Raw genomic sequence first — 17,998 nt, 5'->3', positions numbered from 1 at the left:
CTTCTAAAATGATAAATTCAGAATTTAATTGATGGGTTTTTATGCTGTACCTTTTCCATTCTCTGGCTTAGTTTATCAAGAAATTCGCGGTGTTTCGGGCTATCTTCATTAAAAGGACGATGATCTAAACCTTTTTGGATCGTACTTACTTCTTTCATCACAGAAAAAACTTCAGGATCGATCCAACTATCTTTAAATTTCTCCCAGATATAATCTATAGCAACTTCAGAAAGATGAATCATGTCTTTTCCGTAAAATCGATAATCTCGTAGCTCGTCCATCACAATTTCGTAACTCGGAAAATAAGCTGTTTTTTTATCGAATTTCAGCTTTATTTCTTTTCGATAGTCGTGTAAAGCATTAATGAGGTTTGCTTTACTTAATTGATTTTCTACAAAACCGTCTTTTAAATGTCGCACCGGCGAAATGGTAAAGATGATCTTACTATTTTTATTCAGCTTCCAGATGATATTGGAGATTTCAGCTATACTTTTTTTTATTTCTTCCGAAGAAAAAATCTTTTTGGTAAAATTAGATTGCGCGACCTTATGGCAATTAGCTACTAAACGCTCATCCTGATTCAAAACATAACCCCAGGCAGTTCCTAAGGTGATAATTACATGAGAACTTTCCTGTAAGAAAGACCGAGTGGTTTCCAGCGAATTATTTAACCGATTAATCATCAAAGATCGATCTGGATGACTCATTTGCGAATGCACATCGAAACAGGAATACAGATCATTTAGCTGAAAAACATCACGCTCTGAATACACGTAATTTTCATCGATTCTTCGGAATAAATTGCGCAAAGCGACAGGATGAAATATAATTCCGAAGGGATTTTGCAGCGCATTAAACTTAAAATACTGAAGTTTATCGCCTATATTTTCTACAAAACAGGAACCAAATAATGCAATATTAGCATTATAATCGATCTTTGGCGATTGATTTCTAACCGGGACAATTGTTCTGAAATCCATAGCAATAAAATAATAAAGGCGTATAGAGATCATTCTTCCATACGCCTATCCTTTTCATTAAAGAAAGATACTAAATTTCTTAGAATCCTGTTATTCGATATATTTTTTAGCTTTAGTTAAGGCCTCTGAAATTCCTGCAGGATTTTTACCACCTGCTGTTGCAAAAAATGGCTGGCCACCGCCACCTCCCTGGATATATTTACCCAGTTCGCGAACAATGGTTCCTGCATTTAAATCTTTAGTTCCTACCAAATCTTTAGAAATATAGCAAGAAAGTAAAGCTTTGCCTTTTTGCTCGGTTCCAAAAAGAAGGAATAAATTATCGATCTCTCCACCTAATTGAAAAGCAAGATCTTTAATTCCGCCGGCATCAAGATCTACTTCTTTAGCTAAAAACTGAATTCCGTTAATTTCCTGAATCTCATTTTTGATCTCAGATTTCAGGTTTTTAGCCTTGTCTTTTAGTAACGTTTCTACCTGCTTTTTAAGCTCGGCATTCTCGTCCTGCAATCCAGAAATCGCTTTTACAGGATCTTTAGCATTTTTAAGTAAGCCCTGAACTTCCATTAAAAGTTCGGTTTGCTTCGTAAAATATTCTTTTACCGCATCGCCGGTAATTGCTTCTATCCTACGAATTCCTGAAGCTACTGCACTTTCCCCGGTAATTTTAAAATACCAGATATCTGCCGTATTTTTTACATGCGTACCACCACAGAGCTCCATGGATTTCCCAAAACGAATCGCACGTACGCTATCTCCATATTTTTCACCAAACAAAGCAATTGCTCCCTGATCTAAAGCTTCCTGGTGTGCTATATTTCTTTGCTCTTCTAATTCTAAACTTTCCTTAATCCTATCATTTACAAACTCTTCTACTTGTTCTATTTCTTCTGAAGAAAGCTTGCTAAAATGACTAAAATCGAATCGCATATAATTTGGCTGCACCATAGAACCTTTTTGCTCTACGTGCGTTCCAAGAATTTGGCGCAATGCCTGGTGCAATAAATGCGTGGCAGTATGGTTTGCCGCAGTTTTTGCTCTTGCTGAAGCATCTACGACAGCAGTAAATTCTGCTGAAATATCCTGTGGTAATTTCTTTGCAAAGTGAATGATCTGGTTACTTTCTTTTTTAGTATCGATAATACTAATTTTCTCGTCTCCAGCTTTTAAATAACCTTTATCACCAACCTGGCCACCTCCTTCTGGATAAAAAGGAGTTTTGGTGAGCACGATCTGGTAAAGTGTTCCCTGCTTTTTGGTTTCTACTTTACGGTATTTGGCAATTTTAACCTGAGTTTCTAATTGATCGTAACCAACAAAAGCATTTTCGTCAACATCAGTGATCTCTTTCCAATCTCCGGATGTGACCTGCGTTGCTGCTCTGGAGCGTTCTTTTTGTTTTTTAAGTTCTGCCTCAAATTCAGCGATATTAAGACTATAGCCTTTTTCTTTTAAAATAAGTGCGGTAAGGTCGATAGGAAATCCAAAGGTATCATATAGCTCAAATGCTTTTACACCAGAGATCTCTTTATCTTTAGATTCGTTTACAATATTTTCCAACATTACCAATCCCTGCTCTAAAGTTCGAAGAAACGAAAGTTCTTCTTCCTTAATAACATTTTCGATAAGTTGTTGCTGCTTTACCAATTCTGGGAAAGCATCACCCATTTGCGTTTTTAGTCTTTCAACTAACTTATAAATAAAAGGCTCTTTAGTATCTAAAAAGGTAAAACCATAGCGAATCGCACGACGTAAAATTCTACGTATTACATAACCCGCACCATTGTTACTTGGTAATTGCCCATCTGCAATGCTAAAAGCAACCGCACGAACGTGATCTGCTATTACACGAATAGCGATGTTTGTTTCCTCTGATTTATCGTAAGTTGAATTTGTAATTTTTTCGATCTCGGCGATAAGCGGTGTAAAAACATCGGTATCATAATTAGACTGCTTGTCCTGCATTACCATACACAAGCGCTCGAAGCCCATCCCGGTATCGATATGTTTTGCCGGAAGTTCTTCTAAAGAACCATCTGCTTTCCGGTTAAATTGCATAAAAACCAGGTTCCATATTTCAACCACCTGCGGATGATCTGCATTCACTAGTTCTCTACCCGATTTTTTAGCTTTTTCTTCAGCTGAACGAATATCCACATGAATTTCTGAACAAGGACCACAAGGTCCCTGATCGCCCATTTCCCAAAAGTTATCCTTTTTGTTTCCGTAGATAATTCTTTGTTCAGGAACGATCTTTTTCCAAAGCTCTAAAGCTTCAGTATCTAAACCTACACCATCTTCCTCGCTTCCTTCAAAAACCGAAACATATAGACTCTCTTTATCGATCTTAAAAACTTCGGTTAATAATTCCCAGGACCAGTTTATGGCTTCTTCTTTAAAATAGTCTCCAAAACTCCAGTTCCCCAACATCTCGAACATGGTGTGGTGATAAGTATCGTGACCAACTTCTTCAAGATCGTTATGCTTACCACTTACTCGAAGACATTTTTGCGAATCTGTTACCCGGGTATTTTTTGGCACAGAATTCCCAAGAAAAAACTCTTTAAACTGCACCATCCCGGCATTGGTAAACATCAGGCTTGGATCGTCCTTAAGAACCATTGGTGCTGAAGGTACAATGCTATGTGATTTGGCTTTAAAAAATTCTAAAAAACTTTTACGAATTTCCTGAGATTTCATGTACTATATTTTCTTGTAAATATTATTAAATTATGCAGGCTATAAAACAATTGCTATCTTTGTTCGTTACCGTATAAACTTGCACGCTTTTTGTGCAGATTATGGCAACAAAAATACTATAAATTTAACTCATGTCGAAGGTTAAATATTATTACGATAGCGAGACGCTTTCTTACAAAAAGATCGAACGAAAAAAAGGTCGTCGATTTGGGATTGTCCTGCTTAGTATCTTTGGAAGTTTTCTTGCCGGTTTTCTTTTACTTTTAGTCTACCTGAATATTCCGCAGATCGAAACGCCCAAAGAAAAGGCACTTAAGCGAGAACTGCAAAATATGCAATTGCAATATGGCTTACTGAACAAAAAAATGGATCAAATCCAAAATGTTCTTGGAAACATCGAAGATCGAGATAACAACATTTACCGATTATATTTTGAAGCTAACCCAATTCCTGAAGAAACCCGTAAAGCCGGTTTTGGAGGGATAAACCGGTATAAGGATCTAGAAGGTTTTGATAACTCTAAACTAATCACAGAGACCACCAAGAGAATGGATGTTCTCACTAAACAATTGGTGGTACAATCTAAATCTCTAGATGAAATCGCAGAGTTAGCGAAAGAAAAAGAAGATCTTTTAGCCGCTATTCCTGCCATACAACCTGTAAAAAATGAAGATCTTACCAGGATCGCATCTGGTTATGGCTGGCGAACAGATCCTTTTACCAAAGTAAGAAAGTTTCACTTTGGGATGGATTTTACGGCTCCCAGGGGAACACCGGTTTACGCCAGTGGTGATGGCCGGGTAATTAGAGCTGATAATCGTAGTACCGGTTATGGAAATCATATAAGAATAGATCATGGCTATGGTTATACCAGCCTTTATGCTCACCTTTATAAATATAATGTTCGAAGAGGACAAAAAGTAAAAAGAGGTGATGTTATTGGTTTTGTAGGAAGTACAGGAAGATCTGAAGCTCCACATTTACATTATGAGATCTTTAAGGATGGTGAACATATAAATCCTATTAATTTTTACTACGGAAATCTTTCTCCTGAAGAATTTGACGAAGTGCTGAAAAAAGCACAACAAGAAAACCAATCTTTGGATTAATGCAAGTCGAGCTACCTGAAAAAAGATATTATAGCATTGGTGAAGTAGCCAGAGCATTTAAGGTGAATACTTCCCTAATTAGGTTTTGGGAAAAAGAATTTGATGTAATAAAGCCGAAGAAAAACGCTAAGGGAAACCGCAAATTCACTCCTGAAGACATCAAAAACCTGGAACTTATTTATCACCTGGTAAAAGAGCGTGGTTTTACTTTGGAAGGTGCTAAAACACATCTTAAAGAAGAAAAGCAAAAAACACTGAGCAATTTTGATATTGTTCGTAAATTAGAAAAAATTAAAACTAGCCTAATCAACATCAAAAATCAATTATAGAAAATGAAAAAATGGTTAATTCCTCTAATCGTATTAGTTGTTCTTGGAATCATTGTGTACAGCATGACAGCCGGAGTAAACAATACCGGAGTAGAACTTGAAGAAAAAGCAAAAGAAGCATGGTCTAACGTAGAAAGTTCTTACCAAAGAAGAAATGACCTTATTGGGAACCTGGTAAAAACCGTACAGGGCGCTGCAGATTTTGAACGTGGTACCTTAACCGATGTGATCGAAGCCCGTGCCAAAGCAACTTCTGTAAATGTAGATGCTTCTAATTTAAGTGCCTCTCAAATTCAACAATTTCAACAGGCACAAACAGGATTATCTTCAGCTTTATCCAAATTGCTGGTAAGTGTAGAACGTTATCCTGACATTAAAGCCAATCAAAATTTCTTACAATTACAGGCACAGATCGAAGGGACCGAAAATAGAATTAATGTTGCCAGAGATCGCTACAATGCTGCAGTAACAGATTTCAATACATTCATTAGAAAATTCCCAAACAATATTTTTGCAGGAATGTTTGGCTTTGAGCGTTTGGAAAGATATCAGGCCGATGCAGGTGCTGAAGAAGCTCCAGATGTAGAATTCGACTTTCAATAAAAACTCTTCAAAATAACCAATATGAGCCGCAAAGACTTTTCTCTAAAGACCGAAGATGAAAATGAAATCGTTGAGGCGATAAGAACTGCTGAAAAAAGCACTTCAGGAGAGATTCGCGTTCATCTTGAAAAAACAGCAGGATCTCAGGATATTTTTGAGCGAGCGATGGAAGTTTTCCATCAATTAAAAATGGACAACACCAAGGAAGAAAACGGGGTGTTGATTTATGTTGCTACAGAAGATCGAAACTTCGTTATCTATGGCGACAAAGGAATTAATGATAAAGTTGAGGACGACTTTTGGGAAAGCACAAAAGATGTAATCCTTAATCACTTTAAAAAAGGTGATTTTAAACAGGGACTTGTAGACGGTATTTTAATGGCCGGCGAGCAATTAAAGCGACATTTTCCCTGGCAGGAAGATGACGAGAATGAACTTTCAGATCAAATTTCAAGAGGATAAATGCTACAATTTAATAAAAAGCTTAGCCGCTTAACAAGCTGCATAGGTCTGCTATTTTTACTTATAAGTTTTGTTGGATATGCCCAAAGGGATATTCCGCCAAAACCTTCTAAGCAAACAGCAGTTTATGACGGTGCAGATCTTTTAACTACTTCAGAAGAACAACGACTTACCCAAAAACTGGTTAGCTACGCTGATACGACTTCTACACAAATCGTTATTGCAACCATAGAATCTTTGCAAGGCGAATATGCTGGGACTTACGCCACACATTGGGCAGAAGAATGGGGTATTGGAATGGACGGAAAGGATAACGGATTGTTTATTCTTGTTGCTGAAAAGGAACGAAAGATCCAAATCCAGACCGGTTATGGTTTAGAGCCTTATATGACTGATGCTTACACTTACCAGATCATTAATAATATAATTTTACCTGAATTTAAGGATGGTGACTATTATGCTGGTTTAGACAAAGGAACTACAGCAGTTTTCGAGGTTTTAGCGGGTACTTTTAAAGGAACACCACAACGAAGAGGTGGCTCTGGAAACTCAGCTAAACCTATTGCTATTTTTATTGTTGTATTCATCATCATAATCATTTCGCTTATTGGTAAAAGCCGTGGCGGCGGCAGAGGCGGCGGTCGTCGTGGTCGTAGCACACTTATGGATGCCATTATTTTAAGTTCTCTTGGTCGCGGTAGTTTTGGCGGAGGAGGATTTGGTGGCGGCTCTGGCGGTGGATTCGGCGGAGGCGGCGGATTTGGTGGAGGCTTCGGTGGAGGTGGCTTTGGCGGCGGTGGCGCCGGTGGAAGCTGGTAACTTTAGAAAAAAATATTCAGAATTATACAATCTTGATATTGTATAAAAATGACGGTCTTTTTTAAAGAATTTCGACTTGTAGCCTTTTCAGATTAAATGCCTAGCAAGCAAAAAGCTGCTCGATAAATTTTATATTTTCTCTTTAAGAAGTAAACTACCCCGGGGCAAGCCCTCGAGGCATTCGTTGGAAAAAAAATTTTAATTTCGAGGCAAGCCTCTTGGGTATTATACCCTTTGGCTGCGCCAATAAAATATATCCAAAAATACGTACAAAAAAGCCCAATCTTAGATCTAAGATTGGGCTTTTTTAAATGCTTTTATTTAACAGACTATCTTGGTGGGCCTCTTCTTCCTCCTCTACCCCCAAAGCTTTGTCCTCCAAAATTCTTCAGGTTATAAGTAAAGCTCAGCATTGCATATTGCTCAAGCACTAAATTATCAACGTCCTGGATGTAATCGCCACCTATTTGTCTTCTGGTATTGATCACCTGGTCTAATACATCATAAACCTTCAGCTTAATATTGGCTTTCTCGTTCCAAAATTGGTATCCTAAACTGGTGATCCACATGATGGAAGTATTATCAAATTCCGAAGAAACATTTCCGAATTTATTATAAGAAATATCGTTGCCAAAAACCACATTCTTAGGCCAGTAAGTGGTTACTTCAATGCCTGCGCGTTGATTAACAAACTCTTGATCGTTAAGCGTGTTTATACTGTAACTTGAATTATTGTATTCAATTCCAATGTTTGGATTTAATTCAATTACATCATCCATTGCATATGTAAATCTAACCCTAGGCTCAATGGTCACGTTTTCAGAATTAAATTTCTCTTCATTGGAAAAACCGACATTCTTATCGTAACGCCCATTTAGTGACAATCGATATCTAAATTCACTATTTTCGTTTTTCTTTTGCTTGTTGTAGAAAATCCCTAGGTTGGCAGACATCGCTCCATCGACATTGGTATAAGTTGTAGTCCTGGAGAAATCTGTTGTATCTGTGATCGTTCTGGCTACCACACTATTCTCTGTAAAGCTCATGTTAAAATAGCTAAATATTCCACTACGCTTAGAGAAATCGAAATTACGGTATCCCGCACGAATATTATGACTGTAAGAAGGTCTTAGATTAGGGTTACCCGTAACGATGTTATTTGGGTTAGTACGATCTACAACTGGTTGTAATTGCCTTAAAGAAGGTACATTTGCATCTGTAGAATAATCTATTGATAAACTTTTAGAACGCTCTACTTCATAACGCACACGCGCTCTTACATAAAGGTTGTTATAGGAATTGTTAAAAGAAGTTTCAGACAGGAAATTGTTATTTTCTAAAGTGGTATTTAAAAGACCAATATTGGTATCTACTCGCCATACATCACCTTCGTAATTAATCCCGGCATTTGGTCGATGCTGTCTACTTTTCACTTCAAAATCACTACTTAAAGTATCGTTGATCACGGTATAATTTCCGTTAGCATCTGCCTCGTAAACAAAGCGATCATTCTCATCGTTATTCGATGAAAAATTATACGCAAGATCTAAGAACAGGTCGTCTGATAAAACACTACGTTGCGATACGCCAAAGGAATAATTCTCACTATTGGAATCTTCATCTATAAATTGATCCTGAATTCTGGCAATTTCTTCCCCATCGCGATAATCAAAACTTTCAGAATAAAAATAATTATCGTTCTCCTGAGTATCATAAGAGTTTCGGAATTCTAATTGAAGATAAGCTCCGCGGCTTCCAAAACGCTTTACAAAATCGATATTATTACTAAAGCTATTGCTAAAAATATCTTCAGATTCAGATGTTAAAGAATTATTTACCAACTCCCCATCTTCATTTAATCGTTCTGATGAGCTTCCTCTTTCAGAAAAACCTGTATTAGCCGTAAATCTTGGCGAAATAGAAAGTTGCGTTAGTGTATCGAATTCTATTTCGAATCTTGCATTCGCACGGTGACTATCGTTTACGAGATCACTAAAGCTATTGGAGTTTACAAAGAATGTTTGATCTGGCAAGATATTTTGTCTTTGGATAGATGTTTCCTGCCTGGTATCATTTCTTCCGAAGAAATAATCGCCATTAAGTTCGTATTTATCGTTCCACTCGTTCGTATAATTTGCTCCGGCAGTTTCGGCTTTAGTGATTCCACCGCCTCCACCTCCGCCAAAAACAGAGCGTGCGCCAGATCCACCCATCATACCGTAAACCTCATCAAAACTAAAACCAGAGCTATTGATATTGTTAGAACTTGCAAGAATACTCAAACGCATATCATCTTTGTACATATTAGCAATACCGCTAAGCTCGTATCTATCGTTAGTACCGCCACCAGCAGTAGCTCTGGCAAAATATCCTTTATTCTTATCTTCTTTAAGGGTAATATTTATGGTTTTATTGTCTGGATCTCCAGCTTTTCCCGTAAATTCTTCAGATCTGGTTTTTTGATTAGAAACCTGGATCTTTTCAATAATTTCCTTCGGTAGGTTCTTGGTAGCGATCTGTGGATCGTCTCCAAAAAATTCTTTACCATTTACCTTTATGCTCGATACCGGTTTCCCATTGATAGTGATCGCACCATCTGAATCTACTTCTACACCTGGTAATTTTTCTAGTAATTCTTCAAGATTTGCATTTTGCCTGGTCTTAAAACTATCAGCATTAAACTCTAAGGTATCCTTTTTTAAAGTTAAAGGTGGTCTGGAAGCTACAACGGTTACTTCTCCTAATTGATTATCCTGAAGTTCTAACTTAAGCTCACCAACGTTTTGAGTTCCCTCTTTAATTTCTATCACTTTCCTAAACGGTTTGAAGCCGGCATAAGAAACTAAGAGATTTAAACGCTCTTCTTTAGATTTACCTGAAAGCATAAAGTTTCCTGAAGCTTCAGAAATAGTATAGGTCACTAAAGTACTATCTGAAGGCTTTTCTACATAAACGGTAGCAGATTGAAGTGGATTCCCTTCTGGATCCAAAACTTTCCCAGTCATTTCAAACTCCTGAGAAAAACTTATCGCGCTGATAAAAAGGAACGCGACAACAAGATAAAATTTCATTGATCGATGTTTTAAATTTTCGGTTTAGGTTTTAATTCTAATTATGTGGTGTGAGCTTCTATGATTTTAGACTGCACAAAACCAAAAACGTTTAATAAAACATCAAAAAAATCTAAAATTTAACTAAAAAAGGATTCTTAATATCTTCTAGATATTAAAAATCCTTTATCTATTTAAGAAGTATTTTTCTTTTATTTTTTTCTGAAATAAACCGCGATAGGCACCCCTTTAAAATCGAATTCTTCTCTAAGCTTGTTCTCTATATAACGTTTGTAAGGATCTCTTACATACTGCGGAAGATTACAGAAGAACGCGAATTGCGGCTGAGGCGTTGGTAACTGTGTACAAAACTTAATTTTCACGAACTTACCTTTGTACGCCGGTGGCGGATTATTTTCGATAATAGGAAGCATTATATCATTAAGTTCTCTTGTCTTCACCTTTTTGCTTCTGTTCTCATAAACCTTCACAGCGGTTTCTATTGCCTTGTAAATACGTTGTTTGTTTAGAACCGACATAAATATGATAGGCACATCTGTAAATGGTTCTATTTCCCTACGAATCATTTGCTCGTAAGTTTTCATGGTATTGGTTTCTTTTTCTACCAAATCCCATTTATTTACAAGGATCACAATTCCTTTACGGTTACGTTGTGCTAACCAAAAGATATTTTGTACCTGTCCATCAAAACCACGATTAGCATCTAAAACAAGTAAACAAACATCTGCATTTTCGATGGCTCTTACAGATCGCATTACAGAGTAAAACTCTAAATCTTCTTTTACCCTGGACTTTCTACGAATACCTGCAGTATCTACCAGGTTAAATTCAAATCCAAATCTATTGTATTTGGTATCGATAGAATCTCTGGTGGTTCCTGCAATATCTGTCACGATATAACGCTCTTCCCCAATTAATGCATTTATAAAAGATGATTTACCGGCATTAGGTCTTCCTACCACCGCAAATCTTGGTAACTCACTTTCTTCTTTATAAGTCTCTTCTGGTAAAGATTCGATAACAGCATCTAAAAGATCTCCCGTACCACTACCATTTGTGCTGGCAATAGGAAAATAATCTCCCAGACCTAAAGCATAGAACTCTACCGCATTCTCTAAACGCTTGTTATTGTCTACTTTGTTTACGGCAAGAAAAACTGGTTTGTTTACTTTTCGAAGTAATATGGCAACATCTTCATCCATTGGTGTAATACCAGATTCGACATCTACCATAAAAATTATAACATCGGCTTCGTCGATCGCCAGTTCTACCTGCTTATCGATTTCAGATTCAAAAACATCATCACTACCAATTACGTAACCACCAGTATCGATCAAAGAGAATTTACGACCATTCCAGTCTGATTTCCCATAATGACGATCACGGGTAACACCGCTTACAGAATCTACAATCGCCTCACGACGTTGGATTAAACGGTTAAAAAAAGTAGATTTCCCAACATTAGGCCTTCCTACGATAGCAACAATACCACTCATATCTAAAAATTATTGGCAAAGGTAGTATTTAACAACCGAACTTTAAACAATAATGTTTCAGGAATTTAAATAGGTATTTTATGCTATAGTCTCAAATTGTGCTCAGAAAGCACTTCAACTTATGCACCAGTAAACTACCTTGGGCAAGCCCTCGAGGCATTCGTTGGAAACAAATTTTCAATTTAGAGGAAAGCCTCGGGGTATTATAGCCTTTGGCGGTGCCAATAAAAACCAAGTTTAAAAAAGAGACTTAATTTATCGAATATCAGCTATATAAAATTAGTCCTTAGAATATCCAAAACGACGCAATTGCCGGTCGTTACTTCGCCAATTCTTATTCACTTTTACGTATAATTCTAAATGCACCTGTTTCCCAAAAAACTTTTCGAGATCTTTACGAGCTTCTACTCCCACCCGTTTTAATGCATTTCCTTTATGCCCAATAATAATTCCTTTTTGGGTATCGCGCTCTACCATGATGATACTTCGCATTCTTATAATATTTTCTTCCTCAAAAAACTCTTCAGTATCTATTTCTACGGAATAAGGAATCTCTTTTTTATAATGCATCAGTATCTTTTCACGAATAATTTCGTTCACGAAAAAACGCTCTGGCTTATCGGTAAGACTATCTTTAGGATAAAATGCAGGACTTTCTGGAAGTAATTCTACGATCCTACTAAAAACTTCAGAAACATTAAAACCTTCTAAAGCAGAGATTGGATAGATTTCAGCATTTGGCACTTTTTCCTTCCATAGACCAACCTGCTCTTCCAGTTGCTCCTGGTTAGATTTATCTATTTTATTCAGCAATAATAAAACAGGAATATCGGCATTGATGATCTTATTAAAAAATGACTCATCTTTTAATTCTCGTTCACCAATTTCTACCATATACACTAAAATATCGGCATCCTCGAAAGCAGATTTAACGAAATCCATCATCGATTCCTGTAGTTGGTATGCTGGCTTGATAATTCCCGGGGTATCACTTAAGATCACCTGAAAATCCTCACCGTTCACGATCCCTAAGATTCGATGTCGCGTGGTTTGTGCTTTAGAGGTTATGATCGATAAACGTTCCCCTACAAACGCATTCATTAACGTAGATTTCCCAACATTTGGGTTTCCTATAATATTTACAAAACCTGCCTTATGTGCCATACTGAATTTTTTACAAAGGTATTTTATTTAATTGCTGCATCCTAAAACCAAGGTATAATTTGAAAAAAACCTGAAAAGCAAGTTCTAAGATCATAAAATTTTGATGCGAATTACATAATTACCAGTATTTTATATTACGATACCATTAAAATTTGAAGGCTTTTAAGCGCTATCCTTTCTTATTAAATTTAATTCTATAATTTTGCGGCTTCTTAAATTTAAGCCTAAGGGTTTAAATATCAGGATTAAAACGCAAAACATTTAAAAATGAAACAAGTTTTCAATCTCTTTGATTTCTCCCAAAAAGTGAATTATAAAACCGAGATTCTGGCTGGGCTAACCGTAGCAATGACGATGATCCCAGAGTCTTTATCTTTCGCTATTCTTGCAGATTTCCCGCCATTGGTAGGGTTATACGCTGCATTTATTATGGGACTAATCACCGCTATCTTTGGTGGACGCCCAGGTTTGGTTTCTGGTGGTGCCGGTGCAACGGTGGTTGTTTTAATCGCTTTAATGAATTCGCATGGTTTAGAATATGTTTTTGCAGCAGTAGCCATGGCCGGAATAATTCAAATTGGGGTTGGTGTTTTTAGGCTTGGTAAGTTTATACGATTGGTGCCACAGCCCGTAATGTTTGGTTTTGTAAATGGTCTGGCCGTTATTATTTTTTCGGCACAATTGGAGCAATTTAAAGTAATGGTAAATGGTGAAGCCGAATGGTTAACCGGCAGCCCGCTTTTAATTATGCTTGCTCTTGTAGCTCTAACTATCGCAATTATTTTGGTTTTTCCAAAGATCACCAAAGCAGTACCGCCATCTTTAGTAGCGATATTGGTTGTTTTCGCGATCGTTTATTTCTTCGGAATTGACACTAAACAGGTTAAAGATATCGCTTCGGTAAGCGGAAGTTTACCTCCGTTTCATATTCCCCAAGTACCACTAACTTTAGAAACACTGAAGATCATTTTCCCATACGGACTTATAATGGCAGCGGTTGGATTAACTGAAGGTTTACTTACCCTAAACCTGGTAGACGAAATTACAGGAACCCGCGGCCGTAGTAATAAAGAATGTGTTGCACAGGGAACCGCAAATATTGCTAATGGATTTTTCTTTGGCATGGGTGGTTGCCCAATGTTGGCACAAACGCTGGTAAATTTATCATCTGGATCTCGCGCCAGACTTTCAGGAATTATCGCTGCAATTACTATTTTGGTGATTATTCTTGTTGGTGCCCCGGTAATCGAATTATTACCAATGGCTGCACTTACCGGCGTAATGATTATGGTAGCTTTTGGAACTTTTGAATGGGCAAGTTTTAAAACGCTTAATAAAATGCCTAAACACGATATTTTTGTGATGGTTGTGGTGACTTTAATCACCATTCTACTTCACAATCTTGCTCTTGCTGTACTTATTGGAGTGATTATCTCGGCATTGGTTTTTGCATGGGATAACGCAAAACGAATTCGTGCAAGAAAACGTATTGATGAAAATGGTGTAAAACACTATGAGATTTACGGACCACTTTTCTTTGGTTCTACCACCGCTTTTAATGAAAAATTCGATGTTTTAAACGATCCAGAAGAAGTGATCGTAGATTTTTCTGAAAGTAGAATCGTAGACATGTCTGGTATCGAAGCCGTGAATAAATTAACCGAGCGTTATGCAAAACAAGGCAAAAAACTACATTTAAGACATCTTAGCCAGGATTGCAGACAATTATTAAGCAATGCCGATGCTATTATTGAAGTAAATATTATAGAAGATCCTACGTACCGAGTAGTTACCGATAAGGTGCAATAGATTTCTCTTACTAAATAAAAAAAGGGCTTCAAAATATCGAAATTCGATAGTTTGAAGCCCTTTTTTTTCTGGATTGAAAACTCTCTATTCTGTTTCTTCAGATTCGTCTAAAGAACTGAAGGATTTAATCGCTTCGTTAGGTTCCATGATATTATATCCATCCCAGAATTCGGCATTATATTTTTTAAATTTCTTATAGTCGAAATTATTATTGGTTTCTAAAGATGCATACGCATCCTTACTTAAACTTTCGTCATCATAAATGATCCATTGTGATTTGGAAACATTACTGGCGATAATATCCATTTCCAGGTCTAATTCTTTAAGACGCTTGTTCCAGATCCAACTTCCTTTTTTAACCAGTAGAGTTAAAGGTCGATCTACACCAAAGGTATTGCCGGCACTTCTTTCGATGTATTTAGGATTGTATTTTCCGCTTTCATTTTTAGCAAAGATCATCTTCCCGCTATATACATCTTCTTTATTGCTCACCCCAAAAAGCTTGAATTTCTTTAAGGGTTTTACATTTTCGTAATCCAGGCGATATAGTCCAAAATCCTCGGTGCTTACAAACATTTTTCCTTTAAAATCGGCACCACGCTTTGGTTCAAAATTAATAACGTAAGCTATATCATTTCCAATTTGAGTATAACCTGCCACATCAAATTCGTATTTCCTTGATTTTTCAAAAACATCTAAAGTGAGATCTTCTTTCCAAAACATAGAATTTAAGTTATTACCAATTCGTCTTTGAAGTCCTTTTGTGATATTTTCGTAGCGTTTTATGCTGTCTTTTACTTTTTCTTCGGGTGTTTTTTCTTTGGGTTCGGCAGCTTCCATATCTTCAAGAAATTCTTCACTATCCATTTTTACGCCCAAAAGACCCGATTTTACTTTTACGTACGTGTCTTCTCCCAGATTGTCTTTAATAATTTGCTCTAAACGCTCGCCCAGTTCCTCAACACCTTCCTCGTTAGTTGGATTGTAGAGATTAGCTATTTTTATAGGCTGAATTTTTTGCTCTTCATAATTTCCGTAGAAATCACCAAGATATTCAGTATAACTATCTACATATCGCGGAATCTGGCTAAGCGCATTGTTCACAAATTTCTGGTCAATCTCTGGGATAGTGCTTTCTTCAACTTCCATATCTAAACGACTAATATTGTTGAAAAAAGAGCTTCTGTAAAAAAAGCGTTTCTTTGAAAGCTCGAAATTATAATTCGAGTCGATTTTAGCTAAAACCCGCTCTAATATTTCTTCGCCACTTAGATCTTTATCAGAAAGAAAAACCTCGGTTAAGGCTATAGATGACGGCTTAATAAACAGCGTATCCTTTAAAGCTGAAACAGAAATCTCGGTTTCCTCGTACCCAAGAGAAGATATTTTAATTTTTGTTTCTGCTGAAGTTCCTTCGGGAAGTACAAAAACTCCCTCGTCGTTAGTAACTACTCCTTTATTTTCTCCATACTGAATGGTTGCAAAAGGAATAATCTCTTTGGTCTGGGCATCGGCCAGCACGGCAGAAAATTCTAATTGCTGACTAAATACGCTAGACGAAATTAATAAAAGCGCCTTAATAATTAATGTTCGCATTTTGATCATGGTTTTAGTAAGTTAGATGAACTATCTAAATGAGGTTTACAGTAAACTACCTTAGAGCAAGCCCTTGAGGCATTTTTTTGAAAATCGCCATTGTATCGAGGCAAGCCTCAGAGCATTTAATCTCGATTATCGAGTAAAATACTGTTACACAAATTTAGAATTTTAATAGATGTTATAGATTGAGTTTCTTTATTTAACGCTCGATCATCAAAAAATATTATAAAATATCTAACATAGCTTTGCAATACACTCTTCAGAATAATTGTATTTTTAAGCAAAGAATGCCTAAAGGTCTAATCTATGCCAATTAACGTTCAGGGAGACAAGGAGTTTAATAATGTAACTTCTATTCAGAATAAAGCCCTACGCATCAATCTTAATGAAAATATCTACGGAACTTTTGCCGAAATTGGTGCCGGCCAGGAAACCGTAAGAAACTTCTTTAGAGCGCCAAATCCTACCGGTACGATCGCAAAAACGATGAGTGCCTACGATAAGGACTTTAGTGATGCAATTTATGGCGCAGAACCGGCTAAAAGATATGTTACCGAACCTCGCCTAAAAGCTATGATGGCTTACGAAACCGGACTTATTGAAAAACGGATCTCTCGCTTAAAGCATCCCAATAAACTCTTTTTTAGTTTTGCAAATACGGTTGCGACTATAGATTGGGCAAAAAAATATAAAGGTCATGGTTGGATAGGAATTAGATTTCAAACAGCGCCAAAGGAAGAATACAATGAAATTATTATGCATGTGCAGCTACACGAAAATAAGGCAGCACAACAGCAAATAAGTCTTGGGATCATGGGCGTAAACCTAATTTATGCCGCTTATTATCATCATGACGATCCAAAAACACTTTTAAAACATTTATATGATCATTTAAGCCCTGATAAAATTGAAATTGACACGATCAATTTTACAGGCCCAACTTTTAAAGATGTAGACAATCGCTTAATGAGTTTGCAGCTGGTTAGAAATGGCATGACCGATGCGGTGATGTTTGCTCCTTCCGGGAATAATGTGCTGCCGGCAAATGTATTGTATAAAAAGAATATTCTTACACTACGCGGAAGTTTTAGACCGGTGACCAACGTAAATATTAGCATGTACGAAAAATCATTGCAAATGTTTATGAAAGAACATGAAGTAGAACGAGCTGCTACGGAGGTTATCTTCGAAATGACACTCTTTAACCTGAAGGCTGAAGGTGATGAAATTGATGAGAAGGACTTTTTAAACCGCGCCGATCTTCTTTGCGCTTTGGGGCATACGGTAATGATCTCTAACTTTCAGCAATATTATAAAGTTGTAGATTATTTTGCTCAGTTTACTTCAGAGCAGATTGGGCTTACAATGGGCGTAACCACGCTAATTGATATTTTTGACGATAAATATTACAAAGAATTAAGCGGCGGCATTTTAGAGGCTTTCGGGATTCTTTTTGCCAGAAACGTGAATATTTACCTTTATCCGGCCAAAGACGAAGAAACGGGAGAAATTTTATCTACCAAAAACTTAAGGGTAAATAACAATACTCGTGGTTTATATAATTTCTTTAAACAGAACGATCGCATTATCGATATTACAGATTTTGAAGAGCAATCTTTAGACATCAACTCCAGAAAGATCCACGAAATGATCTTAGAAGGTAAAAGCGGCTGGGAAGAGATGCTCCCCGAAACTGTAACCAAGCTTATCAAAGAAAAGCAGATGTTTACTAAAAAATAGCTTTGTCTAAAATCATCGAATATCAAATTAAAATAAAATAGTCTTTGTATAGAGCCAAGCCTCGGAGCATTTAATCTTGATTATCGAGTAAACAAAAAAATCCCGGCAATGCCGAGA

At 36.8% G+C, this 17,998-nt stretch carries 13 protein-coding genes; 7 read left to right on the top strand and 6 right to left on the bottom strand.

Features of this window, described 5'->3' with window-relative positions; genetic code table 11:
• Nucleotides 1-17: 17 nt before the first annotated feature.
• Nucleotides 18-980, bottom strand: coding sequence for a GSCFA domain-containing protein (locus tag BM201_RS05330; RefSeq protein WP_092540314.1), 963 nt, complete (start codon nt 978-980; stop codon nt 18-20).
• 90 nt (nt 981-1,070) lie between these two features.
• Entirely contained in the window at nt 1,071-3,680 is a 2,610-nt protein-coding gene (alaS, locus tag BM201_RS05325; protein WP_092540313.1) for an alanine--tRNA ligase, read from the bottom strand.
• Nucleotides 3,681-3,811: 131 nt separating this feature from the next.
• Here alaS and BM201_RS05320 point away from each other — a divergent pair, with 131 nt between their 5' ends.
• From BM201_RS05320 to BM201_RS05300, 5 genes are read left to right on the top strand one after another with little or no spacing between them, the layout of a single operon-like run.
• Nucleotides 3,812-4,789 carry a M23 family metallopeptidase gene (locus BM201_RS05320; RefSeq protein ID WP_092540312.1) on the top strand — a complete coding sequence of 326 codons (978 nt, stop codon included), beginning with the start codon at nt 3,812-3,814 and terminating at the stop codon, nt 4,787-4,789.
• Entirely contained in the window at nt 4,789-5,118 is a 330-nt protein-coding gene (locus tag BM201_RS05315) for a MerR family transcriptional regulator (protein WP_084840366.1), read from the top strand. The genes BM201_RS05320 and BM201_RS05315 overlap by 1 nt, the downstream gene beginning before the upstream one ends.
• Nucleotides 5,119-5,121: 3 nt before the next feature.
• A complete protein-coding gene (locus BM201_RS05310) occupies nt 5,122-5,721 on the top strand; it encodes a LemA family protein (RefSeq protein WP_092540311.1) in 600 nt (199 codons plus the stop codon).
• 21 nt (nt 5,722-5,742) lie between these two features.
• Complete coding sequence (locus BM201_RS05305; protein ID WP_092540310.1) at nt 5,743-6,183, top strand: TPM domain-containing protein; 441 nt, start codon at nt 5,743-5,745, stop codon at nt 6,181-6,183.
• Nucleotides 6,184-7,002 carry a TPM domain-containing protein gene (locus BM201_RS05300; RefSeq protein ID WP_092540309.1) on the top strand — a complete coding sequence of 273 codons (819 nt, stop codon included), beginning with the start codon at nt 6,184-6,186 and terminating at the stop codon, nt 7,000-7,002.
• A gap of 329 nt (nt 7,003-7,331) precedes the next feature.
• Here the strand turns inward: BM201_RS05300 and BM201_RS05295 are convergent, their stop codons facing one another.
• The 3 genes from BM201_RS05295 to era all read right to left on the bottom strand — a co-directional run bounded on the left by BM201_RS05295 (nt 7,332) and on the right by era (nt 12,733).
• Entirely contained in the window at nt 7,332-10,073 is a 2,742-nt protein-coding gene (locus BM201_RS05295) for an outer membrane beta-barrel protein (RefSeq protein ID WP_092540308.1), read from the bottom strand.
• 191 nt (nt 10,074-10,264) lie between these two features.
• Nucleotides 10,265-11,569, bottom strand: a complete 1,305-nt coding sequence (gene der, locus BM201_RS05290) for a ribosome biogenesis GTPase Der (RefSeq protein ID WP_092540307.1) — start codon at nt 11,567-11,569, stop codon at nt 10,265-10,267.
• Between the two features lie 279 nt (nt 11,570-11,848).
• Nucleotides 11,849-12,733, bottom strand: coding sequence for a GTPase Era (era, locus tag BM201_RS05285; protein WP_092540306.1), 885 nt, complete (start codon nt 12,731-12,733; stop codon nt 11,849-11,851).
• Nucleotides 12,734-13,000: 267 nt separating this feature from the next.
• Here era and BM201_RS05280 point away from each other — a divergent pair, with 267 nt between their 5' ends.
• On the top strand, nt 13,001-14,542 hold the full coding sequence (locus BM201_RS05280) for a SulP family inorganic anion transporter (RefSeq protein ID WP_092540305.1): 1,542 nt from the start codon (nt 13,001-13,003) through the stop codon (nt 14,540-14,542).
• An 84-nt stretch (nt 14,543-14,626) separates the two neighbouring features.
• Here BM201_RS05280 and BM201_RS05275 read toward each other — a convergent pair whose 3' ends face one another.
• Nucleotides 14,627-16,138 carry a carboxypeptidase-like regulatory domain-containing protein gene (locus tag BM201_RS05275; protein ID WP_175486982.1) on the bottom strand — a complete coding sequence of 504 codons (1,512 nt, stop codon included), beginning with the start codon at nt 16,136-16,138 and terminating at the stop codon, nt 14,627-14,629.
• Between the two features lie 309 nt (nt 16,139-16,447).
• On the opposite strand from BM201_RS05275, the gene BM201_RS05270 reads away from it, so the two are divergent.
• Nucleotides 16,448-17,881, top strand: coding sequence for a nicotinate-nucleotide adenylyltransferase (locus tag BM201_RS05270; protein ID WP_092540303.1), 1,434 nt, complete (start codon nt 16,448-16,450; stop codon nt 17,879-17,881).
• Nucleotides 17,882-17,998: the final 117 nt, after the last annotated feature.

This window comes from Zunongwangia mangrovi (genome assembly GCF_900112105.1).
In the GTDB taxonomy this organism is placed as follows: Bacteria; Bacteroidota; Bacteroidia; order Flavobacteriales; family Flavobacteriaceae; genus Zunongwangia; species Zunongwangia mangrovi.
This window is presented reverse-complemented; position numbering and strand designations above follow the sequence as displayed.